This is a genomic window from Mycolicibacterium iranicum (genome assembly GCF_002101705.1).
Classification (GTDB): Bacteria; Actinomycetota; Actinomycetes; order Mycobacteriales; family Mycobacteriaceae; genus Mycobacterium; species Mycobacterium iranicum.
Window position 1 is genome coordinate 99,881 of sequence record NZ_LQPC01000041.1, and the last position, 14,230, is coordinate 114,110.

General features: G+C 60.0%; 7 protein-coding genes. All 7 read left to right on the top strand.

The features are described from left to right. Positions 1-156: 156 nt before the first annotated feature. Positions 157-1,116: a hypothetical protein gene (locus AWC12_RS30865; RefSeq protein ID WP_133057363.1), complete on the top strand. Its 960-nt coding sequence runs from the start codon at positions 157-159 to the stop codon at positions 1,114-1,116. Next, positions 1,113-3,392, top strand: a complete 2,280-nt coding sequence (locus tag AWC12_RS19950; RefSeq protein ID WP_133057364.1) for a site-specific integrase — start codon at positions 1,113-1,115, stop codon at positions 3,390-3,392. Before AWC12_RS30865 ends, AWC12_RS19950 begins: the two co-directional genes overlap by 4 nt. Continuing rightward, positions 3,389-3,901, top strand: a complete 513-nt coding sequence (locus AWC12_RS19955) for a hypothetical protein (protein WP_133057365.1) — start codon at positions 3,389-3,391, stop codon at positions 3,899-3,901. Before AWC12_RS19950 ends, AWC12_RS19955 begins: the two co-directional genes overlap by 4 nt. Positions 3,902-4,025: 124 nt before the next feature. Next, positions 4,026-5,308 (top strand): IS3 family transposase gene (locus tag AWC12_RS19960; RefSeq protein WP_420087727.1). Its coding sequence is split into 2 segments (ribosomal slippage): positions 4,026-4,305 and positions 4,305-5,308, totalling 1,284 coding nucleotides; the frame shifts between segments, so codons are not numbered across the junction. Positions 5,309-5,593: 285 nt separating this feature from the next. Then, positions 5,594-9,121 carry a helicase-related protein gene (locus AWC12_RS19965; protein WP_085176529.1) on the top strand — a complete coding sequence of 1,176 codons (3,528 nt, stop codon included), beginning with the start codon at positions 5,594-5,596 and terminating at the stop codon, positions 9,119-9,121. Continuing rightward, positions 9,118-11,811: a DUF1156 domain-containing protein gene (locus AWC12_RS19970; protein ID WP_165762835.1), complete on the top strand. Its 2,694-nt coding sequence runs from the start codon at positions 9,118-9,120 to the stop codon at positions 11,809-11,811. Before AWC12_RS19965 ends, AWC12_RS19970 begins: the two co-directional genes overlap by 4 nt. Before the next feature lies 1 nt (position 11,812). Then, the coding region (locus tag AWC12_RS19975; protein WP_085176531.1) for a DUF499 family protein at positions 11,813-14,230 on the top strand (2,418 nt) is incomplete at its 3' end.

Consider the following 14,230-nt stretch of genomic DNA (forward strand, 5'->3'; position numbering starts at 1 on the left):
CAGACCGGCGAGCTCTCAGCTCGGCAGCAGGTTCTCGCAGACGCCCTGCACGAAATCGCGACAACTGGTGCGCCACAGTCAGATTCAAGTAGAACAGCACTCGGTATCCCGAATAGGCCCCGCCGCTCGTACTCTGGGGTTCATTTAGCACGGCCGATGGTGTTCGTCACCTTCGATGGTGCCGTTGCCATCGCTGTGCTTATCGCCTGCCTCGAAGGCGTCAACTTCACGCCAATCAACGAACGAAAAGTGCCCTCGGCAGCGCCTGGACTCGGCGTTACCGAGGACATCTGGACTGTCGAAGATGAGAAGCGGCGTCGGCAAAGCCATCTTTACGACGCTCACGCGATACCCAAAAACTCCCGCCGCACAATGGCAAAAATAATTGAAATGACACAACCAGGCCGAGACTATCTCTCGGCCAACAACCTTCCCGGGTCAGACCGACTCATAGTTTACTGGTCCGCGATGGGACGTAATAATCCGAGCGTGGGTTTGCCTCCAAGCGAAGTACGCCGCCGGCGCAGGATTAGCTGGTGGCCGGATGGTGAGGTCCCAATCTCGTTTAACCGGATTCGCAGGACTGTTCGCGTTCTCATCGACCGCTCTCCCCAAGGTCACTCGCGCGCTACGTGGTCGACGATATATCTGGCCGCGTCTGAGGTCGAACGAGAACGGCTAATGACCGAGGCAGTAGAAACTGGGCTTTGGAAGGTGCTTGAGAACGCCGAGACTCATCTAAAGATGCGATTCGAGCCTGTCGCCAAGACTGTGGGCGCGGACACGCCAGTTGGGGCGTGCATCGATTGGGAACACCACCCCGTGACCGGGAAGCCGTGCGGCGACGACTTCCTGCTGTGCCTGCAATGTTCAAATGCATTTGCCACCTCGCGTCACCTCCCGCGACTTATAGAACTGCGCCACCAGCTGGAGTCCGTCGCATCCACCGACGGACCTGACTGGACCGACTTCAGGGCCATGGCCTACGCCTGCCTGCTCGCTCTTATCGACGATCGAACACTCATTTCAGCCGCTGACTACCTGAGTGCTGAACGTGCCATTACTGACGATGATCGATCCGAAATCCACCTGCTGCTCAATGGCAAGTACGCATGAGCAACATGACGTCAGCGGCAAATGATGCGACCGCGCCGACTGGGCCTGCTGCTGCGGTCGACTGGGCTGCTGTGGAGTCTGGACCCACCATCGTTCATCCGCTGCGTCTGAAACGTCCGAATCTTGTAGTGAGCATGTTCGAAGATGACAGTTGGTCGCTTCGTCCGATGAGCCCTAACAGTGGGAGAGCTCAGAACCTCCACTGGATATCTGAACACGCGAGGAAACGATATGAATTTCCGCCTCAGCTAGTCAAACCGTTCAAGCGCATTATCTGGCTTGCCATTAATAGGCCAGCCCCAGCGTCGTATCTCGCCGGAACCAGCGGGGCGACATGGGCTGCGGCGTCTACGATCGAAACCAGGTTCAAAGCCCTTCGCCGCTTCGCGAAGTTCCTTGGTCAGCATGACATCACCGAACTCTGCGAGATCGATTACGACCTGCTTGATACTTACGTGACGGATCTTCGCGGCGAAGAGCTATCCAGCGATCCAGCTGGGGACAATCTTCTAGGTGTGATCGCCGGAATTGCGCATCTAGCTCCTGATCTACCCGAAACTGATCGCATGGTCGAACCATCGTGGGTTGGCGGGAGCGTCGAGAAGGGCGACCGCACGCGAGGGGCAGACAACAGCAAAGCGATCATTCACCCGGATACCTTCGCCCCGTTACTTTGGTGGTGTCAACGGATCGTCCAATGCGCGCCTGACATTATCGCCGCCGTCGAGTGGCTCAAAGCTGTTCAAACCCGTCAGCAACCGCCCGAGGCCTCGCGTACCGGGCTTGATGCGGTGGGAAAGTTGGTGGAACTGCGCAAAGGAGTGCTGCCGCAGGGAAAGGACGGGTACGTCGCCGCTCAATACCTTGTCGCGTTGCACGGGGGAGATATTCACGAGGCAGACTTCGGCCATTGGCGTCAGATTCGCGGCGGTACGTACGCGTTGGCGGAATCATCTCTGCCGCAGCCAATTCCGGTTCCTGTCAACTGCACGATCGAGGGCAAACCTTGGGTTCCGGCGATCGACTTTCGGGACGTAAGGCTGGGCAAGCTGCTGCGCGTTCTCCAAGCCGCTGCCGCGGTCCTTATCTGCACGTGCACAGGAATGCGCGGCGAGGAATGCAGGAGGTTGCAGCGCGGGGCTCTGCGAATTGTTCCGCGCCCGGACGGTGCTTACTCGTACAGGATCGACGGTCGCATCTTCAAGGCTGTCCGTGACGAGAATGACCAGCAACGCGTTGAAGGCAAACCTTGGGTGTGGGCGACCATCAAACCCGGTGCTGACGCGATCGCTTCACTCGAACGACTGGCCGAGGTCACAAATTCTCGAAGGCTTCTGGCGCACCCGCGTATGCGTGCACTCGGAGTTGGACCCCCACGTGCAGGCAATGAAGAATCGAACGCGCCCCCCATGTCGGCTCAAGAGATGACCCGCTGGATCAGTGAATTGGTCGATTTTGCAAACAATTTGGCGGGGGTGCTCGGTTTGGACGACGCGCATCACATAGCCGCAGACCCAGCGGGGAGGGTGACGCTTGACCGCTTCCGTCGGAGCGTCGCATGGCACATCGTCAATCAACCGGAGGGCCTTGTAGCCGCCGGCGTCCAGTTTGGTCACATGAAATCGACGACCACTGACGGGTACGGCTCCACAATGACTTCCGGCATCGCCGCGACTATGGACAAAGAACGAACGCACGCGCTGTACAACACGCTGCAAGATCACGCGAACGCCGCCAAGACCGGACTAAAAGTATCCGGCCCAGCGGCCAAACGACTCGGAAACGCTCTCAATAGGTTCACTGTCAACCAGTTTCCCGGTACCTACGCTGATCTATCGAAGAAGGAAGAGCGCAGACTGCGTAGCGACCCGGACATGGCCGTACGGGACAACCCGGGCCACGCTTGCCTGTGCCTTGCTGACCCGATGAAGCCAGAAACGATGGCGTGTACGCGGGAAAACGATGGTGAGCCCAATCGGAATGACTGCAAGACTTATTGCGGCAGCAGGGTCTACACCGACGCCACGATTGCGCAAGACAAGAAAGAGGCTGCCCAACTCCGAGATCGGTTGCAGAACGTGAACCCGATCTTGGCGGCGCGGATCGCCAGGCGGATCACGCACCTCGAAGAGCACATCGCTAAACACGAGAACACAGCATTGCCGTTGCTGACGATCGTGTCTGCGGAGGAAGCCAAAGCGGCCTGTGTTGTGGAGAAGGACCAACCTCTGAGCTCAAAACCGCCGAATGTTCCTACAGATGGAGACGTGGCATGACATCCAGCGCTGTGATACCTGTGGCGCAACGTGATTGGCCTCCGACGGACGACGAGATTAACGAGGAACGTAATCCCACGCGTAAGGCCGTCTTAGTTGCGATGCGGAGTCTGCTCACAGGGGATCCTGCGCCAAAACCGATCAATCAAGGTAAGCGAAGCGTCGTGGCACTGGCGAACGAGTCCGGAGTCGGACGCACCCGGCTCGTGCGCGGTGCACTGAGCGATCTCGCCGACTGGATGGACAGAGCCGTAGCCAAGCAGGACGAGGTGGTCACTCCACAACAGATTGAATGGAACAAAAAGGTCCAGAAAATGCTGGAGCGGGCTCTCGACGCTGAGCGCAAGTACGCAGAAGCACGCGACAAGCGGAATGACCTGGAAGCGGTGGTCCAGGCCCTTTCAGAACAACTCCAGGTGAGCATCCGAGATCGGGCTAGGCTGCAGGCAAAGTTGGACAGACTGTCTCGGCGGACGTCTGATGCGACACCAATCCACGGAGCTCATTGATCGCCACGTTGGGCACTGAGCGGCAAGGTGAGACCCGTCGGTTTGCTGCTCGTGTCTCAGAGATGTGCACGGATGACCCGTCCCGGCGTTTCCGGAGGCTCCCGATCTTGGGAGGATCTGAGTTATGGGACGTCCGAGCAAGTACCCCGACGAGTTGCGTGAGCGTGCGGTGCGCATGGTCGCCGAGGTCCGTCCGCAGTACCCGTCGCAGTGGGCGGCGATCACCGCGGTCGCGGGCATGTTGGGGATCGGCACCCCGGAGACCTTGCGGACCTGGATTCGCCGCTCGGAGGTCGATACCGGCCAGCGTCCGGGGGTGACCACGCAGATGGCCGAGGAGAACAAGGCGCTGCGTAAGGAGATCGCCGAGTTGCGTCCGGCCAATGAGATCTTGAAAGCAGCGGCGATTTTCTTCGGGGCCGAGCTCGACCGGCCCGGGAGACGGTGATCCGGTTCATCGCCGAACACAAGGACCATCAGGTGGCCGGCCCCGACGGCGGGGCCGGGCTGCGCTGGGGTGTCGAGCCCATGTGTGCCGTGCTGTCTGAGCACGGCACCGCGATCAGCCCGTCGACCTACTACGAGTGGATCGCCAAGTCCCCGACCCGGCGCGAGATCCGCGATGCCGAGTTGGTCGAGATCATCACCGCGGCAAGGGAAGACAAGAAGAAGGGCAGGTTCGTCCAGACGCTGGGGTCACGCAAGTTGTGGATCTGGCTACGCGGCCAGGGCCACGACGTCGCCCGCTGCACGGTGGAGCGGATCATGCGCGACAACGGGTGGGAGGGTGCCCGGTACGGGTCCAAACACAAGACCACCATCGCCGACGAGACCCACCGGCGGTATCCAGATCTGGTGGACCGCCGGTTCTACGCGTCGGCGCCAAATCGGTTGTGGGTAGCCGACTTTACCTATGTGGCGACGTGGATGGGGTTCGTCTACGTCGCGTTCGTCATCGACGCGTACAGCCGCCGGATCGTGGGCTGGAGGGCCGCCCGGTCGATGACCACCGATCTGGTCCTCGACGCCGTCGAGCACGCATTCTTCACCCGCACCCAGGACGGCACCAGCTTGCGCGGGCTCATTGCACACAGCGATGCGGGCAGCCAGTACACCTCGGTGGCGTTCACCCAGCGCCTCATCGACGAAGGCGTGGATCCCTCGGTCGGCTCCGTCGGCGACGCCCTGGACAACGCGTTGGCCGAGACGACCGTCGGGTCGTTCAAGAACGAGGTGATCCGCCGGCAAGGGCCGTGGCGCGACGTCAACCAGGTCGAGTTGGCCACCGCCGAATGGGTGGTGTGGTTCAACGCCGAGCGTCCGCATGAGTACCTCGACGACTTCACCCCCGAGGCCGTCGAGAAGCTCCACTACGATCACAAACGCACCCCACCAAAGGCAGGGTGATTCAACGAACACAGCCTCCGGACTCGCCGGGAGGGGTCAGGACGACCCAAGGCTGGACACTTTGCGCGTCCAGATTTGGCGAGTTGGCGTCGTTTGCCACCGGGCGAAAATACCCAGATCAGTGATGAAGGGCCCGGGTCGGGTCATGTTCGCAAGGCCAAGAAACGAGGTATGGACCCGGAACGGGAGACACCTCAGCCAAATCAAGAGGTCACGCGACGCGGTCTCTGACGACTCGCGGGCATTGAGGCGAATCTGTCGCACGCGCTGGTTAGGGTGTGTTCCGTGGTCGACGCGAGCGAACGAGCAACTGAACAGGTCGGTTCTTCGGCGCCGTCGATCTTCGACGTTCTGCAGGTAGGCGCGTCGATTGCCGGTCTGGCCGGACCCCAACCAGTGAAGATTCTGGCGGTAGAGCGTTTGACCGACGACTCCGCAAACGTGCTGTATCGAACAGAGGTGGGACCAGCTGAGCGCATTGTCTTCGCCAACCAGGTAGAGCACCTCCGTGCTGTTCAACCCGGCCTGGCCTTTAGCTTCGACGCAAGCCCGACCGCATTCTTACTCGCCGCAGAGGCACGAAGGATGCGCCTCGCATATCTCTTCGACTCCCAGGCCGCGCTGGGCACGAGCGCCGTCGACCCACTACCTCACCAGCTCCGTGCCGTTTACGAGATCATGCTGCAGAAGCAGCCACTCCGATACGTCCTGGCGGACGACCCCGGGGCCGGCAAAACGGTGATGGCTGGCCTCTTGATCAAGGAACTGCTCCTGCGCGGCGACGCCGCGAATGTCATGGTGGTGTCGCCCGGTTCCCTCGTCGACCAATGGGACGAGGAGATGCGCGAGAAGTTTGAGCTCGAATTCGAGATGCTCACACGCGACAGGATGCTCAACGAAGGAAATCCGTTCGCCAGAGGTGGCCTGTGGCTTGCACGGCTCGACGTCCTCGCTCGCAACAGCGAGGGCATTCTCGACAAAGCCTGCGAGGTCGACTGGGACCTGATCATTTTCGACGAGGCGCACAAAATGTCCGCCACCGTCTGGGGCAGCGAGGTCAAGAAGACCAAGCGCTACCAGATGGCTGAAGAGATCGGGAAGCACACCCGCAACCTGCTGATGATGACCGCCACACCGCACTCAGGAAAGGAGGAGCAGTTCCAGCTCTTCATGGCGCTGCTGGACTCCGATCGATTCGAGGGAGTCGCCCGGGAGGGCAGCCGCAAGGTCGACGTCGACGACCTTATGCGTCGGTTGGTCAAGGAACAGCTGAGGACATTCGAGGGAACGCGGCTGTTCCCGGAGCGGTTCGCGTTTACCGTCAAGTATGAGCTGTCGCAGCCGGAGAAAGATCTCTACGTGGCGGTCACCGATTACGTGCGTGAGGAGATGAATCGCGCCGATGCGATGGAGGGCGACCGGCGCCGACGTACCGCGGTGGGGTTTGCGCTGACCACACTTCAACGCCGTCTCGCTTCGTCCCCGGCGGCAATCAATAGGTCGTTAGAGCGCCGAAAGAACCGCCTGGAATCCGAGCTTCGGGAGGCTCGGCTGTACGCATCGGTCAAGAGCGATGAGGTCGATGTTCCGGAAGACTGGGACGATCTGGAGGATCTCACTGACGAGGAGCGCGAGGCCTTGGAGGACCGAGCGATCGCTGGCGCGACGAGCGCTCGAACGCCAGAGGAGCTTGAGACCGAGATCGCCGTTCTCGATCGGCTACTCATCAAGTCCGCCGCGGTGAAATCCTCGCCGACCTACGCGAAGTGGGACGCGCTGCGCGACACCCTCGACGACAACGATGAGATGCGGGACGACACAGGCGCCCGTCGCAAGGTCATTATCTTCACTGAGCACAAGGACACCCTGGATGATCTCGTCACACGGCTGACCCAGCACCTGGGCCGTGACGATGCCGTCATCACCATCCACGGCGGTACCAAACGGGAAGACCGCAAGAAGGCCAAGGAGACCTTCGAACAGAACGAACGCTGCATCTTCCTCATCGCCACCGACGCTGCAGGTGAAGGTGTGAACCTGCATAAGAACGCCCATCTGTTGATCAATTACGACTTGCCGTGGAATCCCAACCGAATTGAGCAACGCTTCGGCCGAGTTCACCGCATCGGTCAACCCAACACGTGCTTCATGTGGTCACTAGTGGCTGACGACACTCGAGAAGGCGACGTCTACACGCGGCTGCTGGAGAAACTCGAAGAGCAGCGGGCCACACTCGGGGGACGGGTGTACGACGTGCTGGGGCAGCTCTTCCAGGGCAACGCGCTTCGCGATCTGATGATCGCGGCGATCAAAGAGGCCAACAAGCCAGAGCGTCAGCGCTACCTGACCGAGGTGGTAGAGCCCACAATCGCCGAGGGTATTCCTGAACTACTTAACGCAAACCAGCTCGTACCATCAGCGATGGACGACTCCGAAATTGATGAGATGCGACGCGAAATGGAGCGGGCCGAAGCTGCCCGTCTCCAACCACACCACGTCGAAGCGTTCTTCCACCGCGCCTTTGCGGATGTCGGCGGGTCGCTGCGGATGCGCGAGAGTCATCGGTTCGAAATCAAACGTGTCCCAGGTGAGATCAAAGAACGTGACCGAGTGACGGGTTATGGACAGCCTGTCGTTGATACCTACCACCGGGTGACTTTCGATCCCAAATGCGTTCGTGTCGAAGGTAACAACCATCTCGCGACGCTCCTGCACCCTGGCCATCCACTGGTCGCGGCAACTATCGGGGTCGTTTCTGAGCGCCACCACGACGCGTTGCGCCGCGGTGCAATTCTGGTCGATCGTTCAGATCTGTCCACCCAGCCCTACGTGGTGAGCCTATTGGAACATGATGTCATCGATGGCCGCGTCGGTCGCGATGGACAGCCGTTGGTCATCTCCCGTCGCGCGCAGTACGTACGCACCGACCCCGACGGTGCGATGACACCACTCACTGGCTCCCCGATGCCGAACTACGAGGTGCTTAGCGATAGCGAACTCGTACTCGCCGGCAATGTTCTGACAGAACCTTGGGCGCAGGCCTCGGACCTTGACCAGCGCGTCATCCGCGAGGCCTCGGTCACTATCGCGCGGCAGCACGCCGATGAAGTGACCAACAGAACGATCGAACGCGTCGACAAGACTGAACGCCTTGTGCGTCAACGACTGACCCGCGAGATCAATTACTGGGACCAGCGAGCATTTGAACTTAGCGAACAAGAGCGTGCCGGCAAGAAGACCCGACTCCCCGCCTCGCAGATGCGTGAACGAGCAGAAGCCCTGGTGCGTCGCCTCGACAGACGCCTCAAGGATCTGGAGCAAGAACGCGACATCTCAGTGCGCCCACCGCGGGTAACCGGCGCCTGCCTAGTCGTCACACAAGGCTGGTTGGACGCCCAACACGATCCCGATGGCGCAGACGCTCGCGCCAAGGAGACGACCAGGGTTGAACGGCTCGCTGTCGACGCGGTACTGCGGGTCGAGCGCGCACTTGGTCACAGGCCTACAGAAATGCATCACAACAACCCCGGCTACGACATCGAGTCCGACACGGGCAAAAAGGTTGACTTTATTGAAGTTAAAGGACGTGTAGCTGGTGGCAAGAGTTTTGTACTTACTCGCCAAGAGGCGGTGACGGCGCTGAATAAGGCCGATCACTCGGTGCTCGCACTCGTCCGAGTCGGCGACGATGACTCCACCAGCGTGCGTTACCTCCGCCATCCGATTACACAACCGATCGATCCTCGCGCAGCTCGCGTTGAGTACGACTGGGAACCATTTTGGAACGACGCAACAGAGATGAGCCAACAGTGAGTGAGACGACCTACAAGAAGAAGCTGATCGAGGTCGCGCTCCCGCTCGATGAAATCAACGCGGCATGCAAGGCCGATAAGGACCGGAAGACGGGCACAATCCGCAATCTTCATAAGTGGTTTGCGCCCATGCCGTTGCCCGCTTGGCGAGCTCTGCTCTTTGCGGCCCTGGTCGATGATCCCGACGATGACATCGGCCGCGCCTACCTGCTGGATCTAATTAAGAAGCTTGTCTCAAACGGCGCAAACCTTCCAGAGTCAGAGGATCTAACTGAGGCGTCGGCGGTGCTGAGACGCCACTTCCCTGACGGGTTGCCGATTGTCATGGACCCGTTCTGCGGCGGCGGTTCAACGCTAGTGGAGGCAGAGCGACTTGGGCTTCAAGCGGTCGGTTCAGATCTCAACCCCGTGCCTACTCTGATCACGCGAACATTAGTTGAGCTTCTTCCACCGCTTAGGCACGCGGAGCCCGTGCTTGCGCCCGATGATGTCGGGCTGTTTGAACCGCGACAGGCGCGGCCCGGTAATAGCTTTGATGGCTTGCGTCAGGATGTTCTGGTAGCCGCGCAACGAGTCGCCGCCGGGGTCGCCAAGCGTGTGGGCCATCTATACCCGGCACCCCCATCGGAGAAGCCAATTGCTTGGCTTTGGGTTCGCACGGCGCCATGTCCGAGTCCCGCATGCGGTCTAAATACGGTGTTGGCCTCAACCTGGTGGCTCTCCAAAAAGAAGGGCGACATGGCGTGGATCGAGCCTGAAATTCGTGACAACGATATCCGTTTACGAGTGGTCGATCACAAGACCTCAGGTCATCCGCCTGCACCTTCGAAGATCGGCGACGGGGTGTTCGCTTGCCTTCACTGCGGAGCGACGATTAACCCGGCTCACCTGAAGGTTGTCGGGCGTGAAGGTGGTCTCGGCTTGAGGATGTCGGCTGTCGTAACCGAGGCTGGCGCAGGGAGAAATAAGGCGAGGCACTACCGTGAACCATCAGCCGAGGATCGGATGGCGGCGCAGGTTGACGCACCCGAGGGTGTGGCTGATATTCCAATTCCTGAAAAGGGACAGGGCGTTCGGGTCGTGCCCTACGGCATGACCCGATGGGCAGACGTTTATACCGCGCGCCAGTTGACATTGTTGGACGCCTTCTCGCAGGAAGTAGCAACTCTTCCTGAGTCCCTCGCCCGGGAAGGCGCAACGAAGCAATGGGCGGAGGCAATTACGACACTACTTGGCCTCGCAGTCGGGAAGCTAGCTCAATATGGATCAACCCAGGCAAGCTGGCGTCAGCGCGAAACCGCGCATGCAAAAGCGGAGGCGATCTTCGGTCGGAACGACCTTCCGATGTTGTGGGATTTCGCGGAGGTCTACTACCAGTCAGGGTCTGTAGGCGACTGGATAGGTTCAGTCCAGAGTGTTCTTTCGGCCGTCGACTACGTGCCTGACGGGGAGGGCTCCGCCAGGCTCGGAGATGCCCGCACTGTCGCGTTAAACACCCCGGGGCTCGTAGCTACTGATCCTCCTTATTTCGAGGCCATCGGCTACGCAGATCTGTCCGACTTTTTCTACGTTTGGCATCGCAGGGCTCTCGGACGCGTCCATCCAGACCTTTATGTGACGGCTGCGACGCCAAAACAAGCCGAGTTGACTGCCTTGCCAGGTCGGCACGATGGTGACCGTGTTGCGGCACGGGACTATTTCGTCGAGGGGTTTACCACCACGTTCAGGAATCTTCAGCAGAACCTCGGTGACGGTCTGCCCATGATTGTCGTGTACGCATCCAAGGAACAGAAACGTACGGCCGACGAGCAGTCGCGTTGGGCGTCGATCTTGACCGCGATGATCAATGCCAATCTCCAGATCACTGGAACGTGGCCAATACACGGGACGGGAACGACCCGTATGCGAGGCCAGGGCTCGAATGCTGTGGCAACCTACATTGCGATGGTGGCTAGACCGCGGGCCGCCGACGCGACCACAATCTCCGTTGCCGAATTCAATCGGGCACTTCGGCGGGAGCTTGCCGCCGCGGTTCGTGATCTCCAAGCCGCATCCATACTTCCAGTCGATCTTGACCAGGCGGCGCTTGGGCCGGGAATGCAGGTTTTCTCACGCTATCGCGCGGTAATCGATCAAAGCGGTAAGCCGTTATCGGTGGGCCGTGCGCTCGACTTAATCAACGCCGCGTTGGGAGAGGTGTTTGACGAGCAGGAAGGACACCTAGATTCATTGTCGCGCTTTGCCGTTCGATGGTGGGAGTCCTTCGGCTGGGCCGCCGCAGATTTCGGCGTGGCCGACAAGGCAGCCAGGCCACTCGGCATCAGTGTTGATGACGTCAAACGTGCACAGGTGGTGATCAGTCAGGGGAGCAAGGTGCAACTGCGGGGTGAGGGTGACATGGACAGAGCGTGGTTGCCGTCGACTGACAGAACTCCCACGGCTTGGGAGGCAGTGCATCATCTGGCAGATCGCCTAATTTCCGGCGGTGGAGAGTTGGAGGCCGCTCGCCTCATGGCAACGCTCGGGGATCTTCAGGATCCGGCGATGAGTCTTGCGTACCGACTCCACGACATTGCGGCGAAGAAAGGGCGGGCGGCTGATCAGGAGCGGTACAACGCCTTAATCAGTTCGTGGTCAGAAGTGGTGAGACTAAGTGGCAACAGCGATGTTATCGCCGAGAGGTTGTTCTGAGATGGCGGCACTAAGCAACAAGGAGCGAGTCGGAAGAGTTCTTGACCTCGTTGCTGGCGGTCTCGGCCCCTGGATGATCAACCACCTCGATGCCAAGTACGGAGCGAATTGGGCGACTGAGGTGGGGCGCACCGCTGGTTTAACTGGGCGTGACACTTCGCCGAATCAGTCGGACCCGGCGTATTTGTTTTGGGTGTTCGACAAACAGTGGCATGCGATCTTCAAGAATCACCTGTCGTTCGAGGACAAGCGCGCTGTTAGCGCGCTGTGGGATGCACGCAAGGAATGGGCGCACGGCGAACGTATCTCTTCTGAACGCACCGAGCGTGTGCTCATGGATGGCGAGCACATCCTTCGTTCAATTGGAGCAGTACAGCAGGCGGATAAGGCCGATGAGATGCGGCGAGAGTTCCGGCGGCTCATGTTTGAGGAAGACCAGAAGCGCCTCCAACGTGCGCAGGAGAAAGCGCTGTCAGTGCAGGTTGATTCGACCGGCCTTCCTGCCTGGAGGGACGTGATAGAGCCGCACGATGACGTAGCGCGCGGCACCTTTGAGTTGGCCCAGTTCGCGGCAGATCTCCGACAGGTGCATCAAGGCATCGCGGGTCCTGAATACGGTGACCCCGTTGAGTTTTTCGGCCGTACGTACTTGACCCGCGGACTCCGTTATCTGCTCGAGCAGGCGGTTAAGAGGCTTAGCGGCGGCGGCGGCGAGCCAGTTGTCGACCTTATGACCACGTTCGGTGGTGGAAAGACGCACTCGCTCCTCGCCGTATATCACCTGGCAGCCGGCATTCCCGCTGAGACGTTGCCGGGGATGCGTGAACTGCTTGACGGAATCGGCGTAGCTGAGTTGCCGCCGGTGGTCCATCGAGCCGTGCTGGTCGGCAACGATCTGTCCATCTTGGGCATGCCCAAGCCCGATGGCACCACAGTCAATACCCTGTGGGGCGAACTGGCTTACCAGCTCGGCGGTCAGAGTGGTTACGAGATGGTTAAGCGATACGACGAGCAGTCAGTACCCCCGACCACAACCGCGATAGCAGATCTTCTAGCGAAGCATGGCCCGTGCATCGTGCTCATCGACGAATGGGTCGCGTACTTACGGCAATTGTGGTCGCGAGAAACTCCGACGCCGGCAGGCACTTTCGACGGGCATATGACTTTCGTGCAATCGCTGACCGAAGCGGTGAAATCTGTGCCGACCGCCCTTCTGGTCGTTTCGCTGCCGGCGTCAGATGTTGTCCGTGACATGCGGGGCGACGACTGGCCGATTGAGAACGAGCATGAAGTCGGTGGAACAGCTGGACTTGAGGCGCTTCGGCACCTTCGGTCGGTAATCCACCGGGTGGAATCAGCATGGCAGCCGGCGACGATTGAGGAGTCTTTCGAGATTGTTCGGCGGCGCATCTTCAAGCCCTTCGGACGCGAGCAGGACGCCGCTCGCGACTTGGTGGTGCAGAGATTCACCGACCACTACCTTCGGTACTCAGGGGACGTGCCGAGCGAAGTAATGCAACCCGGTTACCGGACGTCGATGCGCACCGCATACCCGATCCACCCTGAGTTGTTCGACCGGCTCTATAAGGATTGGTCAACATTGGAGCGTTTTCAACGCACCCGTGGCGTTCTGCGTCTCATGGCGACTGTTGTGTACGCATTGTGGATCAGCGGTGACAGGTCACCGATGATCCTTCCTGCGTCCATCCCGCTTGATAGCGCAAAGGTCTTTGACGAGCTCGCGAACCACCTCGATGATTCGTGGAAGCCGATTGTCGACGCCGACGTCGCAGGCGAGACCTCGACAGCAAACATCGTTGACAGCGATATCAAGATCCTCGGTAAGTCCATGGCGACCAAAAGAGCTGCGAGATGCGTCTTCCTCGGGACAGCGCCAATGGCGAACTTGCGACAGCGTGACGGTAGTGCGGCTACCATCCGCGGTATCGAGCAGAAGCGAGTCGTGCTCGGCTCTACTTACCCGGGCGACAATCCGGCGCATGTGACAGACGGGCTACGGCGCCTGGGCGACCTCGGCAAGTACATGAACCGAGACCAGGACCGCTATTGGCTATCACTGCAACAGACGGTCGCTCAGATCGTGCAGGAGCGAGCAGACTCGTACCACGACGACCAGGTGTTCGACGAACTGGCGGGGGTAGTCCGCCAGGAGACGGACAAAGGACTCTTCGAGAGAGTCCACCGTTTTCCGCACGGCAGCATCGACGTCGAAGACGACCCTGGAATTGGGCTCGTTATTTTCGGACCTGACCGGGCGTTCTCTAAACGCGGCCGGTCGGTCGCGGAAGACGCCGCGCTTGAGTTTCTGAGTAAACGAGGTACTAACGCCCGCATCCACAAGAACAGCCTGGTATTTCTAGCTCCCGAGGTCGACCGTATCGACGTGCTCCTCAATTCC